We start from the raw sequence: 22,235 nt of genomic DNA, 5'->3' as shown, positions 1-22,235 counted from the left end.
CCGCCGCGCGCCACGGGGACGTACCGTGACGGCATGATGAGCTCCACCGCATCCCGTTCGTCGGACCTCACCCGCCAGATCGTCGTGATCTCGGCGGTGACGTTCATGCTGATCGCCGCCCTGTTCGGGGCCGGCGTCCTCGGCGGGACTCCGGTTCAGGACCTGCAGAACGGCGCGCTCTCGGCGACCTCCACGGTGCTCGCTCCCGCGGCCCAGGCCTTCTCGATCTGGAGCGTCATCTACCTGTTCATGATCGCGTACACGATCTGGCAGGCACTCCCGTCGCAGCGCGGCAGTGACCGCCAGCGCAAGGTCGGCTACCCGATCGCCCTCACGGCCGTCCTCAACGGGCTCTGGCTGCTGGCCGCCCAGTACACGACGCTCCTCGTCACCGTCCTGACGATCGTCGCCCTGCTCGTCGCGCTGGGCTGGACGATCCGCATCCTGGTGCTCAATCCGCCGCGCACGTTCGCCGAGACGTTCTTCACCGACGTCACCGTCGGACTGCACCTGGGCTGGGTCACGCTCGCCACCGTCGCGAACACGACCGCTTGGCTGACCGCTGAGGTCGCGCCGACGTCGTGGGGCGACGCCGCCACCGCGTGGGGGATCGCCGTCATCATCGTGGTCGTCCTGATCGCCGCCGCGAGCGCGATCCGCACCGGCGGACGCCTCGCACCGGCTCTCGCCTCCGCGTGGGGACTGCTGTGGATCGGCATCGGCCGGTTCGCGACGGAACCTCAGTCCACCCCGATCGCGATCACGGCGTGGATCGCCGCCGCGATCGTCGTGATCGTCCCTCTCGTGCTCTGGGCACGCGGACGTCGCGGGGAACTCTCGCTCGCGCGCAGCTGAGCGGTCAGAAGATCTCGGCGAATCGGCGCAGCAGCCGCTGCGGCTCGTCGAGATCGGCCGCGAGCACGACCGCGGCTACGGTGTCGTACTCGTCCGCGTCGAAGTAGCCGTGGTTGCGGTAGATCGTCATCCGCTCGGTGAACGCGACCCCCGTCGGCTCGGGGTGGAACTGCGTCGCGTACAGCCGGTCGCCGATCCGGAACGCCTGCACGGGGCACTCGTCGTTCGTCGCGAGGAGCACGGCGCCCTCGGGCAGCCGCTCGATGGCCTCTTTGTGCGCCGTCAAGGCGGTGAACTCGGCCTCCAGCCCGCCGAACAGGGGATCCTGCCGACCCGCCTCGGTGAGACGGATGCCGGTGGGCCCCGTGCCCTCCGGGTATTCCCGCGTCACCTCGCCGCCGAGGGCGCGTGAGGCGACACCGATCCCGAAGCACGTGAACAGCGCGGTGGTCCGCCCCGCCACGGCAGCCTGTGCCACGGCCTGCAGCCCCGCCTCGATCCGCACCTGCTCCGCGGACTTGGTGTCGTCGGCATCCGTCGTGTTGAACGGGCTGCCGCCGACCACGAAGCCGCGCCAGCGTTCGAACGCGTCGGCGGGCAGGTCGTCGTCGACGAGGTTCCAGCGCTCGAGGCCGGACTCGCCGACACCCATCGCCTGGTGGAACGACGCGTACTCGCCGTCCGCGGCATCCACCTGCGGGCGAACGCACAGATAGACGAGCGGAGCCATTCCTCGAGTCTAAATGCCCGGTCCGGGGCCGAACGCCGTGCGTCAGCGCGAGGAGTTCGAGGTGCGCCCCCGGACGATCCCCACGAACGTGTCGACCAGCTCGGTCGCCCCCTCGGCGGGCCAGGCGAGTGCGACGGCGGATGCCGGGGCCTCCGCGAGCGGCCGGAACGTCACGTCCTTGCGGTGGTGCAGTCGGGCGAGCGACATGGGCACGAGGACGATCGCGACGCCGGTGGCCACGATCTCGACCGCCTCGCCCGTCGTGGCCGGCGCCGCGAATCGCGGCTCCGCGGTCCCCGCGACATCGAAGGACAGGACGTCGTCGCCCGGCACGATGCGGACCTCGCCGAGAAGGTCTTCCGCGGTCAGCTCGTCCGCCGCCGTCAGAGCGGAGTCGGCAGCGCACACCACGACCGTCGTCTCCTCGTAGAGCGGGATGACGTTCAGACCGTCGCGGTCGATCGGCAGCCGGACGATCGCCGCATCCATGTCGCCCCGCGCGAACGCCGCGTGTTGCTCCGCGACCGTGAGGGGGACGAGCTCGAGCGGGTTGCGCGGCATCCGGGTCTTCCAGATGTCGATCCACTTGCCCGGCGTCGCCCCCGGGATCGCGCCGAGGCGGAACGGGCCGGGCGGCGGTGCGGGTACCGGCGCGGCCTGCGTGGGTGCCGGCTTCCGCTTCGCCGTGGGCTTCGGAGTCGGCTTGGCGCCCCCCGCGCGGCCTTTCCCCGGCGTTGGACGGCCGCCCTTGCGCTGGGGTCCGCCGCGTGTCGCCATGCCTGCCAGCGTAGCCGCGCGCCTCGGGACGCTTCGGGATGCCACGGGGATGCCGCGGCTCAGCAGGTGCCCCACCGTCCGGCGCCCTGGGACCGAGCGGCGGATTCGGCAGCGGCCAACCGCTCCGCGTACCGGGTGTTCGGTGCGATGCGGAGCGTCGCAGCGTGGCCCTCCGCCACGAGCGCCTCGTTGACGAACGTCCCGTCCGCGGTCCACAGGTAGCGGAGTTCGCGGTCGTACCGGTCGAGGTCCTCCCGGTCGGCGACGGCCCGGAGGCGGGCGCCCTCGGGCGCGAGCTCGCGCAGCCGGGCGGTCGCGGCATCCGCTCCGCATTCCGGTTCGGGATGCGCCTCGGGAGCGTCGATGCCGATCAGACGGACTCGAGTACCGTCCGCAGTCACGAGGGTGTCGCCGTCGACCACGCGCTGCACCGTGATCACGTCGGCTCCCGCCGGCATCCCCTCACCCGTCGACCCGCGCAGAGCGGATGCCGCGACCCAGATCCCCGCCAGCAGGAGCGCACCGACGAACCCCGCAACGACGGCGCGGGTCGAGCGGCGCGGGGTGGTCATGCGCCGAGGCTAGCCCCAGCCACAGACGAAGGCCCGACCCCTGGAGGGATCGGGCCTTGCAGACGTGTGAGGGGGCGGTCAGGCCGCCAAGCGGAGGCCGCGACGGTCGGTCGCGACGCGCTCGCCTTCGGGGATGCTCTCGTCGTCGCCGATGAGGGACTCCGGTGCGACCCGCGCTCCGGCGCCGACGAAGCAGCGGACGCCGATCTTCGCGCCGGCACCGATGGCTGCTCCGGGTCCGATGTGCGCGTGGGGTGCGATCTCTGCGTTCGGGCCGATGACGGCCTCCGGTTCGATCCACACTCCGCGTCCGATGCGGGCGCCTGCGGCGATCTGCGCCCCGGGTTCGACGTAGCTTCCTGCTTCGACGATCGCACTCGGGTGCACCTTGGCTCCGTTCGCGATCAAGCCACGTCCGTTGGCGTGCTTGCGGTAGCGCAGCGTCTCGCCTCGGTCGTTCTCGATGTCGATGTAGTTCTTGCCCACGGGTCCTCCTTGACGGATACAACGTCCCACAGGGCATTTCATTCCCGAATGGCACCCGAAATCACGGGGTTGACCGCGGCTGGGTAACCTGATTCGGTGACAGCGCACGAAGAGATGGCCGACCCCGCCGCCCCCGAGACGGGCCCGTCGCTCGTCTTCGAGGAGAAGGCCGCTCCGCACACCTGGCTCGACGACATCGTCGGACTCGCGACCGGAACGTTCACCGTTTCCCTGGGATTGTTCCTGCTGCACATGAGCATGGCCGTCACCGGCGGCACCGCGGGCCTGTCCCTGCTGCTGAACTATGCGCTCGACTGGCCGTTCGCGGCACTGTTCGCCGTCGTCAACCTGCCCTTCGGCGTCCTGGCGGTCTGGAAGCGCGGGTGGAACTTCGCCCTCCGCACCCTGGTGTGCATCGGGGCGGTCTCCGGATTCTCCGTCCTCATCGAGCACCTGTTCCTCATCGAGAGGATCGACCCGGTCTTCGGGACCATCGCCGGCAACCTCCTCGCCGGGATCGGCCTGCTGATCGTCTTCCGGCACGGCGCGAGCCTCGGTGGGATCAACGTCGTCGCCCTCGTGATCCAGGATGCGACCGGAATCCGCGTGGGGTGGACCATGATGGTCTTCGATGTCCTCGTCATCCTGCTCGCCCTCCTGGTCGTCCCCTGGCAGTTCGTTCTGCTCAGCGCGGCGGGGGCCGTCGTGCTGAACCTCGTCCTCGCTCTGAACCACCGGCCCGGCCGGTACATCGGTCACTGATGGTCGACATCGGAGGAGTACGCCTGTCGGGCAGGATGATCTGCGCGACGAAGGACGAAGCGGATGCCGTGCGGCGCCACCTCGACGCGCACATCGAGCGCACGCGGGCCGAGGACGGCTGCCTGCTGTTCGAGATCACACCGCTCGGCGGCGGTCGTGCGTGGTCGGTCGAGGAGCTCTGGACCGATGCGTCCACGTTCCGGGAGCACCAGCGACGCGCCGCGGACAGCGAATGGGGGCGCGCGACGGCGGGGATCGAACGCCGTTACCGCGTCGAGGGACTCACGCCGGACGAATGACCGGTCGGCCGGTCACGGCTGGCAGACGGGGCACCAGAACACGATCCGCTCGCTCGTCGCACGCGCCCCGAGCTCCGATCCCTCGATGAGCGTGCCGCAGCGTCGGCACGGCTTGCCGCCGCGTCCGTAGACCCACGTCTGCTTCCCCGGGCGGTTGTCGCCCGTGAACGTGCGCCCCTGTCGATCCCGGTTCGCGCGGATCATCCGCACACCCGTGTCGATGAGACCCGCGACGTCGACCTCCTTCGCGAGTGCGGTGGGACGGATGCCGCGCACGAACAGCGACTCGTTCGCGTACTCGTTGCCGAACCCCGCGACGTTCCGCTGGTCGAGGAGCGCCACGTGGATCGCACGCTCGTCGGCTGCGACGTTCGCCACCGCCTGCGCCGCGTCCCAGTCGGCGGAGAGCGGATCGGGCCCGAGGTGCCCGACCACGCGGTCCTCATCGGCGGTCGGCAGGACCTCGACCATCGCGAGCTCGAAGCCGACGGCATCCGCCGGTCTCGTGCCGACGATCGCGCGGGCCTGGAAGGCGGGGGCGCGCCACTTCTGGCCCGGCCTGTAGACGTGCCAGCGGCCCTCCATCTTGAGGTGGGAGTGCAGGGTCTGCGCCCCGATGCGCATGAGCAGGTGCTTGCCGCGCGGCACGACCTCGCGCACCGTCTCACCGCGCAGGTCGACCGTGGCGCTCCGCGGAACACGCACCTCGAATCGCGTGACCTCGTGGCCCGCGAGCGCCTCGTGCAGCTTCCGCGCGGCACGGAAGACGGTGTCGCCCTCAGGCACGCTGAGGCTCCCGAGAGCCGCGTCGCAGGGTGAGGCCCTTGGGCGACTCGACGAAACCGGCGTCGCGGAGGGCGCGGCCGGCGGCGGTCGTGTAGACGAACGCGCCGCTCACCTGCTCGATCGTGAGGGTGTCGAGGCCACGGGCGCGCGAGGTCTCGACGAGGCTGCGCGCGGCGGCGACCAGGATGTCCTCGTCGTCGGTGAAGGCGAGCGCGGTGCGCCCGCCGCGCTCGAGGTAGAGCACGAGGGTGCCGTCGACCAGCACGACCAGTCCGCCCGCCTTGCGGCCGGGGCGGTGGTTCACTCCCTCGATCGACGGCCAGTTCAGCGCCGCGCCGTAGGGGTTGGCGGGATCGGTGGCGGCGAGCGTCCGCGCGGTGAGCGGTGTGGGCTCGGGCACCGACGCGAACTCGCGGAGCCGGTCGACGGTCGCCGAGGTCGCGAACTGGGCGGCCCCCAGCTTCTCGACGAAGTAGCCGCGGCGGCAGTGCCCGGCATCCTCGAATCCCGCCAGGATCCGGTAGACCTGCGCGAAGCCGCCCGGGACCCCCTCGGCCTGAACCGAGCCGCGGGTGACGACGCCGTAGCGCTCGAGGAGCATGCCCGCCGTCGCGGTCGCCCGCAGGGTCGCATCGTCATCGGGGACGGGCAGCAGCGACCAGCGGCCGCCGACCATGGCCGGGCGCTGCGGTGCGGGCCGCGCCGCGGCGGCGATCGGCGTGCCGCGGAACATGCGGGTGCGGGGTGTCCGCCGCGTCACCCGATGCGCTTGCGATCCGCCGGCGAGGAGCCCGCGGACGGGCGCGAACGTGTCGTTCGTGACGCGCCCCGACCAGGTCAGGTTCCAGAGCGCGTCGATGACGGACTGCTCGTTCGGCGCCTCGACCATGCCGACCAGCTGACCGGCGAAGTAAGCGCCGCCGGCGCCGAGCGCGTCGAGGAGCGACTGCTCGAACGGCGTCACCTCGTCTTCGGGGATCTGCAGCGTGAGCGTCGCGGCATCCGCGGGGTGCAGCGCGATCCAGCCGTCGCGTCCGGGCAGAGAACCGTGACCCGACCAGAGCACCTCGCCGGTCGCTGTCAGTTCGTCGAGCAGGGCGGGGGAGTAGTTCCGCACGCGCGACGGCAGGATGAGCGATTCCCACGCGCTTGCGGGGAGCGGGACGCCGGCGAGCTGCTCGACCACGGCGAGCACCCCGTCGACCCCCTCGAGCGGACGCGTCAGGTGCTGCCAGACGGGCAGGAAGCGCCCCAGCGCCTCGGGCTCGACGGGTTCGACGCTGCCGCGGATCGCGGCGAGCGAACGCATCCGGATGCGGCGCAGCACCTCGCTGTCGCACCACTCGAGGTCGTCCGGGTGTGCGGAGTCCGCGGGCAGGAAGAACCCGCTCGCGAGCCGGCCCTGCGCTTCGAGCCGCTGCAGCGTCTGACGGGCGACGGCGCCGCCCACGCCGAGGCGCGTCGCGACGTCGGAGGTCCGGAACGGTCCGTGCGTGCGGGCGTACCGCGCGACGAGGTCGGCGAGCGGATCGGCGACGGGTTCGAGGAAGGCCGTCGGGATGCCGACAGGCAGCGCCGCGCCGAGGGCATCGCGCAGGCGGCCCGCATCCTCGATGCCGGCGACGCGCGCGACGCCGCCGAACGTGACGCGGATGGCGCGGCGGGTGTCGACGAGGTCGTCGAGCAGAGCCGCGGAATCGGCTTCGGTCGCTGCCAGCGCCGGCGCGTCCGGGTCCGTCGCGGCACCCTCGAGGCGTTCTGCCACCTCGGCTACCGAGAGCGGCCCGAGCAGCCGCAGGAGGTCGGCGACACCCTCGACGCCGCGTACGCGCCTCGTCGGATCGAGTCGCTGGAGTTCGCGTTCGTACTGTTCGATGACGCCGGGGTCGAGCAGCTCGCGCATCTCGATCTTGCCGAGCAGCTCGCTCAGCAGGGCAGGATCGACCGACAGCGCTGCCGCTCGGCGCTCGGCGAGGGGCGAGTCGCCCTCGTACATGAACGCGCCGACATATCCGAAGAGCAGGTCGCGCGCGTACGGCGACGGAGAACTTGTCGTCGTCTCGACGAGACGGATGCGGCGGTCCGCGATGCTCCGTGCGATCCGCAGCAGGGCCGGGAGGTCGTAGACGTCCTGCAGGACCTCGCGGAGGGTCTCGAGGATGATCGGGAAGGTCGGGTGCTCCTTGGCGACCTCGAGCAGTTGCGCGGAACGCTGGCGCTGTTGCCACAGGGGCGATCGCTTGTTCGGGTTGAGGCGGGGGAGCAGGAGTGCCCGGGCCGCGCACTCGCGGAACCGCGAGGCGAACAGTGCGGACCCGCCGACCTCCGAGGTGACGAGCTGTTCGAGCTCGTCCGCGTCGAAGACGAACAGCTCGGCTCCGGGCGGCTCGGCATCCGTGTCGGGCACGCGGGCGATGATCCCGTCGTCGCTCGCGACCGCGGCACCCTCGACGCCGAGACGCTCGCGGATCCGCGCGTTGACGGCCAGCGCCCACGGTGCGTGCACATGCATGCCGTACGGGGAATGCAGGATGACGCGCCAGTCGCCGACTTCGTCACGGGAGCGCTCGACGGTCAGGGTCTTGTCGGTCGGAAGGCTGCCCGTCGCCTCGCGCTGCTCGCCGATGTAGGCGAGCAGGTTGCCGATCGCGTTGTCGTCGAGGCCGGATTCCCGCAGCCGCGCAATCGCCTTCTCGGGCTTCGCCGTCGAGAGCTCACGGGAGAACTTGCCGAGGGCCTCGCCGAGCTCGGCGGGTCTACCGAGACCGTCGCCGTGCCAGAACGGAAGCTTGCCCGGTTGCCCGTAGGCGGGGAGGACGTTCACCCGGTCGTGGGTGATCTCGACGATGCGCCAACTCGTCGTGCCGAGGGTGAACACGTCACCCACGCGGGACTCGTAGACCATCTCCTCGTCGAGCTCGCCGACACGGGCGTTGCGCGCCTCACCCGAGATGAAGACGCCGAACAGTCCCCGGTCGGGGATCGTGCCGCCGCTGGTGACCGCGATGCGCTGCGCACCCGGCCGGCCGGTGATGGTCCCGGCATCCCGATCCCAGACGACGCGGGGACGCAGTTCGGCGAAGGCATCGGACGGGTAGCGGCCGGCGAGCAGGTCGAGTGTCGCTTCGTAGGCCGAGCGGGGGAGGGAGCGGAACGGGGCCGAGCGTTTGACGGTCTCGAACCAGCCCTCGACGTCGAGCACGGCCACGGCGGAGGCGGCGATCGTGTGCTGGGCGAGGATGTCGAGTGGATTCTGCGGCACCGAGATCGCCTCGATCTGCCCCGCGAGCATCCGCTCGGTCACGACGGCCGTGTGCAGCACGTCGCCGCGGTGCTTGGGGAAGAGCGCGGCGCGGCTGACCTCGCCGACCTGGTGACCGGCGCGACCGACGCGCTGCAGACCGGATGCCGCCGAGGGCGGCGCCTCGACCTGGATCACGAGGTCGACGGCACCCATGTCAATGCCGAGCTCGAGGCTGCTCGTCGCGACGACGCAGCGGAGCGCCCCGGACTTCAGCTCGTCCTCGACCTGCGCGCGCTGCTCCTTCGACACCGAGCCGTGGTGCGCCTTCGCGAGGATCGCCTCGACCCCGGCTGACGCGCCCGCCTGCGCCATCATGGCGGCTGGCACGGTCGGATCCGGCACGTCGATGCCGACCCTCTCGGCGTAGATCTCGTTGAGCCGTCCCGTCAGACGCTCCGCGAGGCGGCGCGAGTTCGAGAAGACGATGGTGGACCGGTGGGCGAGGATGCGGTCGACGATCGCCTCCTCGACATGCGGCCAGACCGACCCGGTCATCTCCGACGACTGCGGCGGCGTGTACCAATTGCCCCCGTCCCCGTCCCCATCCCCGTCGTCGTCCGGATCGACGGCGACCGGCTCCTCCTCCTCGGGTGCACCGGGAGGGGGCGGCGGGTTCGTGAGGTCGTCGATCGGCACGACGACGGACAGGTCGAACGCCTTCGTCGCCTTGGGCGCCACGATGTCGACCGGAGCCGCTCCGCCGAGGAACCGGGCCACCTCATCGATCGGGCGGACCGTCGCCGAGAGGCCGATGCGCTGCGCCGGGGTCTCGAGCAGGGCGTCGAGGCGTTCGAGGCTCACGGCGAGGTGGGCGCCGCGCTTGGTCGCCGCGACGGCGTGGACCTCGTCGACGATGACGGTGTGGATGCCGCGGAGCGTCTCGGCCGCCTGCGAGGTCAGCATCAGATACAGCGACTCGGGCGTCGTGATGAGGATGTCCGGCGGATCGGCGAGGAGGCGCCGACGGTCCCCGGAAGGCGTGTCGCCGGAGCGGACACCCACGGTCACGTCGGGCGCGGGCATGCCGAGACGCCGGGCCGACTGCCCAATGCCCACCAGCGGGGAGCGGAGGTTGCGCTCGACGTCGACGCCGAGCGCCTTGAGCGGCGAGACGTAGAGGACGCGCGTGCGGGGAGGCGCGGCATCCGCGCGCTTCTTCCTGCCTCGGGCGGGCTTCTCGTCGTCGGCCGCGGGCTTCTCGGCCACACGGTCGCGGAAGATGCGGTCGAGCGCCCAGAGGAACGCCGACAGCGTCTTGCCTGAGCCGGTCGGGGCGACCACGAGCGCGTGCTTGCCGGCGGAGATCGCCTGCCAGGCGCCGGCCTGCGCGGCCGTGGGCGCGTGGAAGGCGCTGCGGAACCAGTCCTGCGTCGCAGGGCTGAACCGCTCGAGGACGTCCGCCATGGTTCCATCATCGCGCGGACCACCGACACCGGGCCGGGGCTTGCGCCCCGGCCCGGTCGTCAGACCTCCGTCATCCGACCCTCCCGGAGTTCCAGCGTCAGGTCGGCGCCGACCCGGCTGAGGAACGCGTCGTCGTGACTGACCACGAGAACCGCTCCCCGGTAGGCCGACAGAGCCTCGACGAGCTGTTCGACCGTGTCGAGGTCGAGGTTGTTCGTCGGCTCGTCGAGCACCAGCAGGTGCGGCGGCGGGTCGGCGAGCAGCAGACGGGCCAGAGCCACCCGGAACCGCTCGCCGCCCGAGAGCGCCGAGACGGGCCGGTGCACCGTATCGCCGCGGATGAGGAACCGAGCGAGGCGGTTCCTCAGCTCGACGTCACCGACCCCGGGTGCCGCGGCGCGGATGTTCGCCAGCACCGCGGCATCCTCCTCGAGCCCGTCCACCCGCTGCGACAGGTAGCCGATCCGGTCGGTGTGCGCCTCGGCGCGGGCGTCCGACGGTGCCGAGTGCAGGGCGGATGCGGCATCCGACCCCGGTTTCGGCCCGCCGCCGTCAGCTGAACCTGCACTCGGCACATGAGGCGCCGCCCCGGCCGACGCGACGAGCCGTTCGAGCAGCGTCGTCTTGCCCGCGCCGTTCGGCCCGATGAGCGCCACTCGCTCCGGTCCCTGGATGATCCAGGAGCGCTCGCCGTCGCCGATCGTCGCGATGCGGCGGCCCGTGCCGACGTCCGGATCGGGCAGGTCGATGCGGACCGTGTCGTCGTCGCGCACGCGGCGCCCGGCGGTGTCGACCGCGGCACGCGCGGCATCCACCTTCTCATTCGCCTCGACGCGGAGCTTGCCCGCCGTCACCTGCGCGGAGCGTTTCATGGCGCCCAGCACGATCTTCGGTGCCGCCTTCCGCGCGGCGAGCTTCTTGCCGTGCGCATCGCGCGTGGCGATCGCCGATTCGATCTGCTGCCTGTCTCGCTTCTCCCGCTTCAGTACCTGCCGGGCCGTCGTCTCGGCCTGGGCGGCGGCGGACTGCTCGGTGTCGAGCCACGCCTTCCAGGCCGAATACGGTCCGCCGAACACCGACAGCTCCGAGCCGTAGAGCTCGGCGGTGTCGTCGAGCTCCTCGAGCAGCGCCGTGTCGTGGCTCACCACGATGAGCGTGCCGCGCCAGGTCCGCACGAGATCGTGCACGCGGGCTCGCGCGTCGCGGTCGAGGTTGTTCGTCGGCTCGTCGAGCAGGGCGATCTCGGCCCCGCGGAGCCGGACGCCGACGAGGGCCGCCAGGACCGCCTCGCCGCCCGAGAGCTCACCGATCGCTCGGTCGAGGGCGCCTTCCGGCAGCCCGACCTCGGCGAGGGCAGCGGTCGCCCGCGCCTCGACGTCCCAGTCGTCGCCGACCGTGTCGAAGTGGCGCTCGTCGACGTCGCCGCGCTCGATCGCCCGCACGGCGCCCAGGACCTCGCCGATCCCGAGCAGGTCCGCGACGCGGCGTCCGGTGTCGAGCGTCAGCTGTTGCGGCAGCAGGTCGACCCGCCCCGCTGTGGTGATCGAGCCGGATGCCGGTGCGAGGGTCCCGGCGATCAGTTTCAGCAGCGTGGACTTGCCGGATCCGTTCCGGCCGACGAGGCCGGTGCGGCCGCCGCCGAAGGCCCCGGTGACCTCGCTGAGCGCGACGGTGCCGTCGGGCCAGGCGAAGGTGACGCGGTCGAGGGTGACCGCTGAGGTGAGTGTGGTGGGCATGAGGCGCCTCCCTGTGAGGGGTGCGCGGACGTCTGCGTCGACGGACCGGTCCGCAGCGCTCGGTGCGGCCGGGCAGCACGGTGTGCTGCGGTCGAAGGATGACGGTCCGCGCCGGTCGGTGAATCGATCACCGGGCGGACCGTCGAATCGTCCTCGGGGAGGGTCGACGGGTCAGCGCGGGATCACAGCGCGATCGCGTCGATAGCCTTCAACGGCTCTTCCTCACACTCGGGACAGGACGTCGACCATCGTAGCCACGTCGGTGAGCGGATGCCAGAGCCCGGCATCCGCTCACCGGTACGGGGTCACACGGTCTGGCGCACCCAGGTCCGCTCATCGCCCGTCCACCGGTTGACGGCGGTCGGACGACCGGCTGCCTCCTCGTACATCCGCGAGAAGGCCGGGGCGAACGCGTCGTTCACGCGATCGAGACGGTCCTGCTCCTCGCGGATGCCGGGCATTTCGGCGCGGAACGCCGCGATCACAGCGTCCTCGTCGACGAGCGTGAGCCGGCCGTTCTCGACGGTGGTGACCCCGTCGACCATCACGCGGACGATGGAGGAGCCGTTCTCGCTGTAGACGAGGTGGTTCTCGAGCTTGTTCGTCGGCAGGAAAGCGAGCGTCTCGGTGTCGAACATCACGAGGTCCGCGCGCTTGCCGACTTCGATCGACCCGACGGATTGGTCGAGGACGGCGCTTCGCGCACCGCCGATCGTCGCGGCGCGGAGGACCTCGTCGACGGTCGACCAGCGGGCGATGTCGGGCTCGGTCACCTTGTGCAGGAGGGCCGCGGTCTTCATGACCTCCATGAGCCGCGGGGTATCGCTCGAGGAGCAGCCGTCGGTGCCGAGACCGAGGTTCACGCCGGCGTCGTGGTACCGCCGCCAGGGCAGCACGCCCGAGCCGAGCTTCAGGTTCGAGATCGCGTTGTGCGAGACGGACGTCCCACGCCGCGCGATGCGCTCGATGTCGTCGTCGGTCACCCAGATGCCGTGGGCGAACGTCGTCCGCTCGCTCATCGCGCCGATCCCGTCGAGGTGCTCGACGAGGGTCTGACCGCCGTAGAGCTCGTCGCCCGTCACCGCCTGGGTCTTCGTCTCGAGGACGTGGATGTGCACCTCGGCGTCGAACTCCGCTGCCAGCTCGGTGGCGCCGACGAGCAGGTCGTCCGTGCATCGCTGCGGACCGGAGGGGGCCAACATGTAGCGGATCCGTCCGCCGGCCGTCCCGTGGTGGCGCTCGAACGCGGTCCGCGAATAGTCGAGGTACTCGTCCGCTGTCAGCACCGGCTGCGCCCGCACCTGCCGGACGAGGTCGTCCGGCAGCCAGTCGGTCACGAAGGGGAGCGTGTCCACGAAGGGGCGGTTGATGACGTGTCCCGACACGTTGGCCCGGATGCCGATGCTCTCGTACGCCCCCGCGACGGCGGCGAGCTGGTCGAGGTCCTGGCCCGGGGTCTCGAGCACATCGTCGACGAGGGTCGTGACGCCGTTCTTCATCGACTCCATCGCGAACATGAGGGTCCGCAGGCGCACGATGTCGGGACTCGTCGGCGTCCCGCCCAGGATCGGATACGCGTAGAGCATCCAGAGCTCGAGCGGCATGTTGTCGTAGCGGCCCTTGTAGAGGTACTCCCACGAGTGCGTGTGGGCGTTCACGAACCCGGGGGTGACGAGCAGCCCGGCGGCGTCGATCACCTCGTCCCCGGGACGTGCCTCGAGCTCGAAGCCGATCTCGGCGAACACGCCGTCCTCGATCCGAAGGTCGCGTGCGACCGGGGTGGAGCCCGTCGCGGGGTCCATCGTGATGACCTGGGCGCCGCGGATGAGCGTGCCGGTCATGCGTCGACCTCGCTCGCGGTGGGGGCGGATGCCTCGTCCGGGCGCCCGGCATCCGTCGGTGTGGTCCCGGAGCGGCGCGCGAGGGCGTGGCAGACGGGCGCGGCGACGATCGCCACGATGATCCCCTGCACGGCGGGGCTGCCGATGCCGGTGAACGCGCCGAACGCGGCGGCCGCCGTACCGAGCAGGTAGGCGATGACACCGGGCCAGACGAACGCGCCCACACGGGTCACATCGGTGCCGGGGTCGCGGCGACGCCAGACGAAGAGGTAGGTGCCGATGATGACGCCGCCCAGCGGAGGGATGACGGTGCCGAGGGTGACGAGGAATCCGGTCAGCGCGTTCGCGACACCGGTGACGGCGAGGGCGATGCCGACGATCACGCCGATCACGATGAACGGCCTCTTGTCGTTGCGGTTCGCGAGCTCGGCGCCGGCGACGCCGAAGGCGTACGCGGTGTTGTCGTTCGTGGTCCAGAGGTTGAAGGTCAGGAGCAGCACGCCCATGAGAGCGAGCCCCATGGTGAACAACAGGGCGGTGAAGTCGGATTCGCCGAAGGCGATCGCGCCGATGCCCCCGAAGACGAGCATGGCCGTCTCGATGACGAGGAGGACACCGAGGCAGATGAGGAACGCCGTGCGCGGGCTCTTCGCGAAGCGGGTCCAGTTGCCCACCTGGGTGCCGCCGGAGATGAACGTGCCGATCATCATCGTGAGGGCCAGACCCGGCGAGAGCGAGCCGTCACCGGTCGTCGCGAACATCTCGGTCCACCCGCCCACCTCGTCGACGGAGACGACGGTGATCCAGATGCAGAGCGCGAACATGAGGGGGACCGAGACCCATGACAGGATCTCGATGCCCTTAAAGCCCCAGTACGCGGTGGTGGCCATCAGCAGGCCGCCGAAGATCGCCAGCGGCCACGAGACATCCCATCCCACCGCCGAGGCGAGCAGGTCGGCGAAGATCCCGACCGTGATGCCGTACCAGCCGACCTGGGTGCCGCCGAGGACGATCGAGGCCCACTTGCCGCCCACGCGGCCGAGCGCCAGACGGGCGAGGAGGACCGTCGAGAGTCCCGTCGCGGCGCTCGTGGCGCCGAGCGTGGCGATGTAGAGGGCGAGCACCACCGAGGCGACGGCGGCGAGGCCGACGAAGGCGGCGAAGCCGAACGCACCGGCGACCTGGCCGCCGGTGACCATCGTGGGGGTGAAGAAGATGAAGCCGGCGACGACGACGAGGATGGCGAACCATCCCTGCCGGGCGCTCTGGGGGACGCGGCCGAGCGGGTAGTCGCGGTCGACGCGCTCCGGGGCGGCGGATGCCGCTGTGGTCGAGGTCATGAGCACTCCTTTCCGAGTGGTCACATCGAACGCGCTCCGTGTTTCGGCACCGTTGCGCGGCCCCGAAGAGTGGACCCGGTGACAGGGGGGCGGGGCCGTCGGTGTGGGAATCTCCACCTGCCCGAAATCGCCATGTCATCGCAGGGAAACGGGCCGGTCGTAGCGTGACGGCGTGCCCACCGCCGACCCGCGCCTCACCTCCGCGGACGTCGACGTCCTGCGGGTGTCCGACCTCATCCACTGGGGACAGCCGCGGGTGGACCTCGTCGGCGAGCCGGTGGGGCTGGACCGCACGGTTCGGTGGGGGCTCCCGACCGATCTGCTCGACCCCTCGCCGTACCTGCGCGGCGGCGAGCTCGTGCTGACGTCAGGCATCTCGATGCGGGATGCCGCGGCGCAGCGCGCGTTCGTCGCGTCGGTGCGGCGCACGCGCCCCGCCGCGATCGGGTACGCGCTCGGTGTGGTGGAGTCCACCGTCCCCCCGGCTCTCATCGAGGCGGCGAACGAGGCGGGGCTCGCCGTGCTCTCCGTGCCCCCGGACGTCCCCTTCCTCGAGATCACCCGCCGCATCGCGCACGAGCAGCAGCGTCACGATGCCGAGGAACTCGCCCGCGAGTCGGTGGGGGCGATCTTCGACATGGTCCGCCGTGGCCACGCGAGCTCGATCGTCCTCCGCGAACCCCTCGAGGGGGCGCTGGGCAAGGTGCCCGGCGTCTGGATCCTCGCCGCCCGCGGACGCGTCCTCCGCCCCGGCGGGCGGTCCCTCGTCGGGACGACGGGCGGACATTCGATCGCGATCGTCCCGGCGACCCAGCCGGGACCGCCGCCCGCGGACCTGCTGGGTGACGACGTCGGCTGGAGCGGACCCGCCGAGCTCGGCGCGCTCGCCGGTGCGCTCCGCGAAGCGGTGGCCGCGGCATCCCTCGCGTCCCGTCACGGTGCTCCGCGCGGTCCGAGGGATCTCGCGACGTGGGACGGGCTGATCGAACGCCTCACGCCCGAGCAGCTCGCGCCGTTCCGCGACCGGCTGCTCGCGCCCGTCGTCGATTACGACGCGCGACACCGCACCGGACTCGTCGAGACCCTCGAGCGTCTCTGCCATCACGACGGCTCGGTGCAGTCGACCGCCGAAGAGCTGTTCATCCACGTGAACACCGTGCGAAAGCGCGTCGGTCGCATCGAGGCGCTCACGGGCATGAGCCCCCTCGACACGCGCGGTCGTGCGGCCTTCCTCGTCGCGCTCGCCGCGCAGAGCTGAGTCTCAGCTCTGCGCGGCGGCCAGCTGCTTTTCGAGGAACACCCGCACGTCGCCGAGCTCCTCTGCTGACACGCTGTGCGCGAGGTCGGGGTAGACGCGCCCGCTGAGGTCGACGTGCCCCGGCAGCCACTGCGCGGTGTGGTCGACGAAACGCGGCGGGATGACCTCGTCGCGCGCGCCGCGTCCCCAGAACACCGGCGGGCGCACCTCGGCCAGCTCGGCATCTCCGTCCGCGGGTTCGGGGAACGCGTAGCCGGCGAGGTTCACGGCGAATGCCGCACCCTGCGGCCGCATCCGCATCATCTGCAGCGCGATGACGCCGCCCTGCGAGAAGCCGAGAAGACCGACGGATGCCGCATCCCCCCGCACACCGTCGACCCAGTCCCAGACGGCACGGGTCGAGCCGACGACCTCGTCGTGGTCGCGGCTCTCGACGCCGTCGATCGTGAACCACGAGTACCCGGGCATCGGGAAGCGGGGGGCGAGCGGAGCGCGCACGGCGGCGACCACGAACTCCCCGGGCAGGTGCGGCGTGAGGCCGAAGAGGTCCGCCTCGTTCGACCCGTAGCCGTGCAGAAGCACTAGCAGCGGCCGATCGCCGCGCTCCTCGACAGGCGCGGACCACAGGACGGCGTCGGGATCGAGCGGGGAGGCGGCCACCATGTGTCCATCCTGCCCCAGGCCCCTGACACGGGTGACACGTCCGACACGGGGCGCCGCGGCATCCGCTCGGGTATACATGGAGGCATGGCCGTCCGCACTCCCGACCCCGACCCGAACGAGCGTGACGACGAGGAAAGCGGGAGCGATCCGCTTCGCGGGCTCGGCTCATCGATGGGCCGTCCGGGTTCCGCGGGCAACCCCGCGTGGCTGAGCGACGTCGAGCTCGCCGAGGCGCGACGCCGGCTGCCGATGCTCTACGTCGAGGCCGTCCCGGTGCGTCTGGACGGTATGGGCGCGGTGACCGAGGTCGGCATCCTGCTGCGGGCGACGCCGATGGGCGAGATCTCCCGCACCATCGTGTCGGGCCGCGTCCGCTACGGCGAGACCGTGCGCGATGCGCTGTTCCGCCACCTCGAGAACGACCTGGGGCCGATGGCGTTCCCGATGCTGCCGCCGCAGCCGGCGCCGTTCACCGTGGCCGAGTACTTCCCGATACCCGGCGTGAGCGCCTTCCACGACGACCGGCAGCATGCCGTCTCGCTCGCGTTCGTCGTGCCCGTGACCGGGACGTGCGAGCCGCGTCAGGACGCGCTCGAGGTCACCTGGATGTCGCCCGAAGAGGCCTCGTCCGACGCGCTCGCGGCCGAGATGGAGGGCGGCCGCTCGACGCTCGTGCGGCAGGCCCTCGCCTCGGTCGGCGCCCTGCGCTGACCCGCGCTTCCCGCGACCTCAGCCGCGGGTCAGGCGCGCCAGCGCTGCGACGAAGGCGTCGACGTCGGACTCCGTCGTGTCGAACGAGCACATCCAGCGGACCTCGTTCTTCGAGGCATCCCAGTCGTAGAAGCGGAACGACTCACGGAGCTTCTCGGCGACGCCGTCGGGAAGGATCGCGAAGACGCCGTTCGCCTGCGTCGGCTGGCTGAAGCGCACGCCGTCGATCGATCCCTCGGCCAGCCCCGCCTCGACGGCCGCGCGCAGTCGCGCCGCCATGGCATTGGCGTGGCGGGCGTTCCGCAGGTACAGGTCGCCTTCGTACAGCGCGATCAGCTGGGCCGAGACGAAGCGCATCTTCGACGAGAGCTGCATGTTGAGCTTGCGCAGGTAGGGGAGGCCCTGGGAGGCCGCCGGGTCGAGCACGACGATCGCTTCAGCCGCGAGCGCGCCGTTCTTCGTGCCGCCGGCGCTGACGAGGTCGACACCGGCATCCTTCGTGAAGGCGCGGATCGGCAGGTCGAGCGCCGCAGCGGCGTTCGACAGTCGTGCGCCGTCGAGGTGCAGACGCATGCCGCGCGAGTGGGCGTGGTCGGCGAGGGCGCGGATCTCGTCGGGCGTGTAGAGGGTGCCGAGCTCGGTGGACTGCGTGATCGAGACGACGAGCGGCTGCGCGCGGTGCTCGTCGCCCCAGCCCCAGGCCTCCATGTCGACGAGCTCGGGGGTGAGCTTGCCGTCGTCGGTCGGCACGTTCAGGATCTTGATGCCGGCGACCTTCTCGGGAGCGCCGCCCTCGTCGACGTTGATGTGGGCGGTGGATGCCGCGACCACAGCGCCCCAGCGGGGGAGCATCGACTGCAGTCCCGTCACGTTCGCGCCGGTGCCGTTGAAGACGGGGAACGCCTGCGACCCCTCGCCGAAGTGGTGCGCGAAGACCTCCTGCAGACGCGCGGTGTACACGTCCTCGCCGTAGGCGATCTGATGGCCGTCGTTGGCGGCGGCGATGGCCGCGAGAACCTCGGGGTGGACCCCCGAGTAGTTGTCGCTGGCGAAGGAGCGGATCATCGGGTCGTGGAGCGTCGTCACCCCCTCAGCCTAGGTCGCGCGGAGGTGCTCTTCCCCGTGTCCGACCCCGGCGATACCCTCACCGCATGAGTGAAGCGACGCCGTCGCCGCGTACCGTTCCTCCGGGCGGGATGCGCACGTTCCTGCACGTCCTGGTGAACACGGCCATCGCGAACGTCACGACGAGCTTCCTGTGGTTCGCCCTCACCTTCTGGGTGTACCTGGAGACCGAGTCGGTGCTCGCCACGGGCATCATCGGCGGCGCCTACATGCTGCTGCTGGCGATCTTCGGCATGGTGTTCGGCACGCTCGTCGACCGGTTCCGCAAGCACGCCGTCATGGTCTTCTCGGGGGTGTTCACCCTCGTCGCGTTCCTCGCGGCAGGCGCGATCTACGTGTCGCAGCCCGAGTCGGCGATCCTCGACCTCCGCGGACCGTGGTTCTGGCTGTTCTCGGGCATCATCCTGGCCGGCGCCGTCGTCGAGAATCTGCGCAACATCGCCCTGTCGACGACGGTGACCCTGCTCGTCCCGACCGAGCGCCACGCGAATGCCAACGGCCTCGTCGGGACGGTCCAGGGCATCGCCTTCATCGTGACGAGCGCGCTGTCGGGCCTCGCGATCGGACTGGTGGGCATGGGGTGGACGCTCGCCGTCGCGATCGCCTTCACCGCCGTGCCGCTCATCCACCTGCTGTTCGTGCGCATCCCCGAGGACGCACCGACTCCCGATCCCGGGTCGAAGATCCTCGACATCCGCGGCGCGGCCGCCGCGATCCGCGCCGTCCCGGGACTCTTCGCCCTCATCCTCTTCTCGACGTTCAACAACCTCATCGGCGGCCTCTACATGGCGCTGATGGATCCCTACGGGCTCGAGCTCTTCGACGTGAAGATCTGGGGTGTCGTCCTCGCGGTCACCGCGACCGGGTTCCTCATCGGCGGTGGCATCGTCGCCGCGAAGGGGCTCGGCAAGAACCCCATCCGCACGCTCCTGCTCGCCGTGGCGGTGATGGGTCTGCTCGGTGCGGTCTTCACGCTGCGCGAATGGTGGTGGCTCTACGCGGTCGGCATCTGGGCCTACATGACCCTCGTGCCCGTGATCGAGTCCGCCGAACAGACGGTCATCCAGAAGGTCGTCCCCTTCGAGCGCCAGGGCCGGGTCTTCGGCGCGGCGACCGCGCTGGAGGTCTCGACCGGCCCGATCACCTCGTTCGCGATCGCCCCGATCGCGGAGTTCTGGATCATCCCGTACTTCCGCACCGACGAGGGTGAGCGGGCGTGGTCCTGGCTTCTCGGCGAGGGCGAGATGCGGGGCATCGCGCTCATCTTCCTCGTCGGCGGACTCATCATGGTCGCCGCCTCGCTCGCCGCGTTCCTCACCCGGTCGTACCGGACGCTGTCGGCCGAGTACCGCGAGGCACCCGAGACGGCCGAAGCGGATGCGGCGCCCCTGGCACCCGGCATCCCGTCGTCGTCGCGCGAAGCGGCAGGAGGCGTCGCGGGCGACTGACGGCGCCGGAAACGGCTTCGGCGCCCGAGCCCCCCAGAGAGCCCAGGCGCCGAAGTGGCGTTCCGACGTCAGGCGTCGGTGGCGCGGATGCCGGCGACGCCGGAGATGACGGGGCGCATCTTCTTCTCGAGCGCCTCGAAGAACATCGACAGCGGGAACTCGTCGTCGAGGACCGCGTCGGTGTACCCCTTCGGCGGGCCGGCGAGGATCTCGTCGGACAGTCCGCGGGCCCACTGCGACGCGGGGTGGGGCGTGACGGTCTGACGGACCAGGTCGTAGGCGGCGAGCCAGTGCGCGACCTTGGGGCGGTCGATCGACTCCCAGTAGAGCCGGTCGATCGCGTCGCTCAGAGCGATGACGGCGTCGGCGACGCGGTCCCACTCGAACGCGAGCGACGTGTCGGTCCAGTGCAGGACGCCGCGCTGGTGCAGCCAGGCGAACAGCAGCTGCCCGCCCAGGCCGTCGTAGTTGCGGACCCGGGTGCCGGTGATCGCGAAGCGGAAGATGCGGTCGAACAGCACGGCGTACTGCACGAGGCCGGCGTGCTCGAGCATCTCGCCTTCGGCATCCGTCAGCTGTGCCTTCGCCGACAGGTCCTTCTCGATCGCCACGCACTCGCGGAAGGCGGTCAGGTCGCAGCGGAGCTCTTCGAGCGAGTACAGGAAGAACGGCATCCGCTGCTTGATCATGAACGGATCGAACGGCAGGTCACCGCGCATGTGGGTGCGGTCGTGGATGAGGTCCCACATGACGAACGTCTTCTCGGCCAGGCGCTGGTCGTCGAGCAGGCGAGCGGCGGCCTCGGGCAGGTCGAGACGGGTGATCTCGGATGCCGCGCGCACGACGCGCCGGTAGCGTGCGGCCTCGCGGTCCTGGAAGATCGCGCCCCACGTGAAGGTCGGGACCTCGCGCATGGCGACCGTCTCGGGGAAGAGGACGGCCGAATTCGTGTCGTACCCGGGCGTGAAGTCCAGCAGGCGGAAGGAGACGAACAGACGGTTCGTGTACGTCTGCTCGAGTTCGGCGATGAACTCCGGCCAGATCGTCTCGACGAGGACGGCCTCGACCTTGCGGTCGCGGGTGCCGTTCTGCGTGTACATCGGGAACACGACGAGGTGTCGGAGGCCGTCGATGCGGTTCTCCTGCGGCTGGAACGCCATGAGCGAATCGAGGAAGTCCGGGACGCCGAAGCCCTCCGAGACCCAGCGGTCGAAGTCCGCGACGCTCGCCTCGAGATAGGCGGCATCGTGCGGGAAGGCGGGGGAGAGGGCGCGGATGCCGGCCGTGATCGCCTCGACGTGCGCGCGGGCGGCGTCGTGGTCGGCGGCGTCGGGCACCGACCCGTCGGTGATCTGCAGATCTTGGAGGGCGGTCGCGGCATCCCGCAGCAGCGCCCAGGCGGCGGAGGTCTCGGCCCGGCGGGCGTCCTCGACGACCTCGGGCATTCCGATGATCGTCGACGCGGTGGTGACGGTGCTCATGGTGGACCTCCTATCGGTTCCTCACGGCTTCCTCGCGCAATGGCGGGAAGAATTCCTGTGTTTCTAGCCTAAGGCCGTAAGGATCGCGTGTGCAAGGCGGCTACGGTACCGCTGCGGTACCGTCGAGGCGTGCCCGCAGACGAGACAGACCCCGCCGATTCCGCGATCATCGCCGCGCTGTCGGGCAACGCCCGCGCGACGCTCGCAGAACTCTCCGCCGTCGCGGGGCTGTCGGTGTCTGCCACGCAGGCGCGCGTCCGCCGGCTCGAGGCACGCGGCCTGATCTCCGGCTACCGCGCGGTCATCGACCCCGAGGTGGCCGGCAAGCCGCTCGCCGCCTTCGTCGAGATCACGCCGCTCGATCCCGCTCAGCCCGACAACGCGCCCGAGCTCATCGCGCACCTCGACGAGATCGAGGCGTGCCACTCGATCGCGGGCGACGCCGCCTACATGCTGTTCGTGCGCGTCGCGACGCCGCGCGACCTCGAGCGGTTGATCCGCGACATCCGCGCCGCAGCCTCGGTGAACACCCGCACGACCGTCGTCCTGCAGACCTTCTTCGAGCACCGCCCGATCTCGCCCGTCTGAGCGCCCGCGCCCGAGGGACGTGACAGCCCGAGGTATGTGTCAAGGGGAGGCGGCCCCGCCTCGCCCTGC

19 protein-coding genes are annotated in these 22,235 nt (G+C 71.0%); 7 read left to right on the top strand and 12 right to left on the bottom strand.

Annotation, left to right across the window (positions count from 1 at the left end; all coding sequences use genetic code 11):
• Nucleotides 1-36 precede the first annotated feature (36 nt).
• On the top strand, nt 37-855 hold the full coding sequence (locus BLR68_RS13690) for a hypothetical protein (RefSeq protein ID WP_040570460.1): 819 nt from the start codon (nt 37-39) through the stop codon (nt 853-855).
• A 4-nt stretch (nt 856-859) separates the two neighbouring features.
• Here the strand turns inward: BLR68_RS13690 and BLR68_RS13685 are convergent, their stop codons facing one another.
• From BLR68_RS13685 to BLR68_RS13670, 4 genes are all read right to left on the bottom strand, one after another.
• On the bottom strand, nt 860-1,585 hold the full coding sequence (locus BLR68_RS13685; RefSeq protein ID WP_018185633.1) for a glutamine amidotransferase-related protein: 726 nt from the start codon (nt 1,583-1,585) through the stop codon (nt 860-862).
• Between the two features lie 42 nt (nt 1,586-1,627).
• A complete protein-coding gene (locus BLR68_RS13680) occupies nt 1,628-2,362 on the bottom strand; it encodes a LysR family substrate-binding domain-containing protein (RefSeq protein WP_018185632.1) in 735 nt (244 codons plus the stop codon).
• Between the two features lie 59 nt (nt 2,363-2,421).
• Nucleotides 2,422-2,934, bottom strand: coding sequence for a thermonuclease family protein (locus BLR68_RS13675; protein ID WP_018185631.1), 513 nt, complete (start codon nt 2,932-2,934; stop codon nt 2,422-2,424).
• A gap of 78 nt (nt 2,935-3,012) precedes the next feature.
• Nucleotides 3,013-3,420 (bottom strand): UDP-3-O-(3-hydroxymyristoyl)glucosamine N-acyltransferase, encoded by a 408-nt coding sequence (locus tag BLR68_RS13670; RefSeq protein WP_018185630.1) that lies wholly within the window; start codon nt 3,418-3,420, stop codon nt 3,013-3,015.
• Nucleotides 3,421-3,534: 114 nt separating this feature from the next.
• Here BLR68_RS13670 and BLR68_RS13665 point away from each other — a divergent pair, with 114 nt between their 5' ends.
• Both BLR68_RS13665 and BLR68_RS13660 read left to right on the top strand, forming a co-directional pair.
• The gene (locus tag BLR68_RS13665) at nt 3,535-4,182 is read left to right on the top strand and encodes a YitT family protein (RefSeq protein WP_018185629.1); all 648 of its coding nucleotides are present in this window, start codon (nt 3,535-3,537) and stop codon (nt 4,180-4,182) included.
• The gene (locus tag BLR68_RS13660; RefSeq protein WP_231370926.1) at nt 4,182-4,481 is read left to right on the top strand and encodes a putative quinol monooxygenase; all 300 of its coding nucleotides are present in this window, start codon (nt 4,182-4,184) and stop codon (nt 4,479-4,481) included. The genes BLR68_RS13665 and BLR68_RS13660 overlap by 1 nt, the downstream gene beginning before the upstream one ends.
• 12 nt (nt 4,482-4,493) lie before the next feature.
• On the opposite strand, the gene BLR68_RS13655 is transcribed toward BLR68_RS13660, so the two are convergent.
• The 5 genes from BLR68_RS13655 to codB all read right to left on the bottom strand — a co-directional run bounded on the left by BLR68_RS13655 (nt 4,494) and on the right by codB (nt 14,892).
• Complete coding sequence (locus BLR68_RS13655) at nt 4,494-5,267, bottom strand: DNA-formamidopyrimidine glycosylase family protein (RefSeq protein WP_018185627.1); 774 nt, start codon at nt 5,265-5,267, stop codon at nt 4,494-4,496.
• Nucleotides 5,260-9,975, bottom strand: a complete 4,716-nt coding sequence (locus BLR68_RS13650) for an ATP-dependent helicase (protein ID WP_018185626.1) — start codon at nt 9,973-9,975, stop codon at nt 5,260-5,262. Before BLR68_RS13650 ends, BLR68_RS13655 begins: the two co-directional genes overlap by 8 nt.
• A gap of 59 nt (nt 9,976-10,034) precedes the next feature.
• Nucleotides 10,035-11,711, bottom strand: a complete 1,677-nt coding sequence (locus BLR68_RS13645; RefSeq protein WP_018185625.1) for an ABC-F family ATP-binding cassette domain-containing protein — start codon at nt 11,709-11,711, stop codon at nt 10,035-10,037.
• A gap of 305 nt (nt 11,712-12,016) precedes the next feature.
• A complete protein-coding gene (locus BLR68_RS13640) occupies nt 12,017-13,552 on the bottom strand; it encodes an amidohydrolase family protein (protein ID WP_018185624.1) in 1,536 nt (511 codons plus the stop codon).
• Nucleotides 13,549-14,892, bottom strand: coding sequence for a cytosine permease (gene codB, locus BLR68_RS13635; protein ID WP_040570459.1), 1,344 nt, complete (start codon nt 14,890-14,892; stop codon nt 13,549-13,551). The genes BLR68_RS13640 and codB overlap by 4 nt, the downstream gene beginning before the upstream one ends.
• Before the next feature lie 172 nt (nt 14,893-15,064).
• On the opposite strand from codB, the gene BLR68_RS13630 reads away from it, so the two are divergent.
• Entirely contained in the window at nt 15,065-16,150 is a 1,086-nt protein-coding gene (locus BLR68_RS13630) for a PucR family transcriptional regulator (RefSeq protein ID WP_018185622.1), read from the top strand.
• Between the two features lie 3 nt (nt 16,151-16,153).
• On the opposite strand, the gene BLR68_RS13625 is transcribed toward BLR68_RS13630, so the two are convergent.
• A complete protein-coding gene (locus tag BLR68_RS13625) occupies nt 16,154-16,813 on the bottom strand; it encodes an alpha/beta hydrolase (protein WP_018185621.1) in 660 nt (219 codons plus the stop codon).
• Nucleotides 16,814-16,897: 84 nt separating this feature from the next.
• Between BLR68_RS13625 and BLR68_RS13620 the strand changes: the two genes are divergently transcribed.
• Nucleotides 16,898-17,524 (top strand): NUDIX hydrolase family protein, encoded by a 627-nt coding sequence (locus BLR68_RS13620; RefSeq protein ID WP_018185620.1) that lies wholly within the window; start codon nt 16,898-16,900, stop codon nt 17,522-17,524.
• Nucleotides 17,525-17,542: 18 nt separating this feature from the next.
• Here the strand turns inward: BLR68_RS13620 and BLR68_RS13615 are convergent, their stop codons facing one another.
• The gene (locus BLR68_RS13615) at nt 17,543-18,610 is read right to left on the bottom strand and encodes a threonine aldolase family protein (protein WP_018185619.1); all 1,068 of its coding nucleotides are present in this window, start codon (nt 18,608-18,610) and stop codon (nt 17,543-17,545) included.
• Between the two features lie 65 nt (nt 18,611-18,675).
• Here BLR68_RS13615 and BLR68_RS13610 point away from each other — a divergent pair, with 65 nt between their 5' ends.
• Nucleotides 18,676-20,097: an MFS transporter gene (locus tag BLR68_RS13610; RefSeq protein WP_026302757.1), complete on the top strand. Its 1,422-nt coding sequence runs from the start codon at nt 18,676-18,678 to the stop codon at nt 20,095-20,097.
• A gap of 68 nt (nt 20,098-20,165) precedes the next feature.
• Here BLR68_RS13610 and BLR68_RS13605 read toward each other — a convergent pair whose 3' ends face one another.
• Nucleotides 20,166-21,578 carry a DUF6421 family protein gene (locus BLR68_RS13605; RefSeq protein ID WP_018185617.1) on the bottom strand — a complete coding sequence of 471 codons (1,413 nt, stop codon included), beginning with the start codon at nt 21,576-21,578 and terminating at the stop codon, nt 20,166-20,168.
• A gap of 129 nt (nt 21,579-21,707) precedes the next feature.
• On the opposite strand from BLR68_RS13605, the gene BLR68_RS13600 reads away from it, so the two are divergent.
• Entirely contained in the window at nt 21,708-22,166 is a 459-nt protein-coding gene (locus BLR68_RS13600; protein WP_018185616.1) for an Lrp/AsnC family transcriptional regulator, read from the top strand.
• The last annotated feature ends 69 nt before the right edge of the window (nt 22,167-22,235 follow it).

It is taken from the genome of Microbacterium sp. 77mftsu3.1 (assembly GCF_900100525.1).
Taxonomy (GTDB): Bacteria; Actinomycetota; Actinomycetes; order Actinomycetales; family Microbacteriaceae; genus Microbacterium; species Microbacterium aquilitoris.
Note: the sequence above shows the minus strand (reverse complement) of the source record. Positions and strands in the feature narration are given on the sequence as shown.

Bases quoted from the DNA above. Each gene is read 5' to 3' on its own strand.
- BLR68_RS13680 (WP_018185632.1), bottom strand. From the start codon at position 2,362: ATGGCGACACGCGGCGGACCCCAGCGCAAGGGCGGCCGTCCAACGCCG.
- BLR68_RS13620 (WP_018185620.1), top strand. From the start codon at position 16,898: ATGGCCGTCCGCACTCCCGACCCCGACCCGAACGAGCGTGACGACGAG.
- BLR68_RS13685 (WP_018185633.1), bottom strand. From the start codon at position 1,585: ATGGCTCCGCTCGTCTATCTGTGCGTTCGCCCGCAGGTGGATGCCGCG.
- BLR68_RS13660 (WP_231370926.1), top strand. From the start codon at position 4,182: ATGGTCGACATCGGAGGAGTACGCCTGTCGGGCAGGATGATCTGCGCG.
- BLR68_RS13675 (WP_018185631.1), bottom strand. From the start codon at position 2,934: ATGACCACCCCGCGCCGCTCGACCCGCGCCGTCGTTGCGGGGTTCGTC.
- BLR68_RS13610 (WP_026302757.1), top strand. From the start codon at position 18,676: ATGAGTGAAGCGACGCCGTCGCCGCGTACCGTTCCTCCGGGCGGGATG.
- BLR68_RS13605 (WP_018185617.1), bottom strand. From the start codon at position 21,578: ATGAGCACCGTCACCACCGCGTCGACGATCATCGGAATGCCCGAGGTC.
- BLR68_RS13645 (WP_018185625.1), bottom strand. From the start codon at position 11,711: ATGCCCACCACACTCACCTCAGCGGTCACCCTCGACCGCGTCACCTTC.
- BLR68_RS13650 (WP_018185626.1), bottom strand. From the start codon at position 9,975: ATGGCGGACGTCCTCGAGCGGTTCAGCCCTGCGACGCAGGACTGGTTC.
- BLR68_RS13690 (WP_040570460.1), top strand. From the start codon at position 37: ATGAGCTCCACCGCATCCCGTTCGTCGGACCTCACCCGCCAGATCGTC.
- BLR68_RS13625 (WP_018185621.1), bottom strand. From the start codon at position 16,813: ATGGTGGCCGCCTCCCCGCTCGATCCCGACGCCGTCCTGTGGTCCGCG.
- BLR68_RS13665 (WP_018185629.1), top strand. From the start codon at position 3,535: ATGGCCGACCCCGCCGCCCCCGAGACGGGCCCGTCGCTCGTCTTCGAG.
- BLR68_RS13640 (WP_018185624.1), bottom strand. From the start codon at position 13,552: ATGACCGGCACGCTCATCCGCGGCGCCCAGGTCATCACGATGGACCCC.
- codB (WP_040570459.1), bottom strand. From the start codon at position 14,892: ATGACCTCGACCACAGCGGCATCCGCCGCCCCGGAGCGCGTCGACCGC.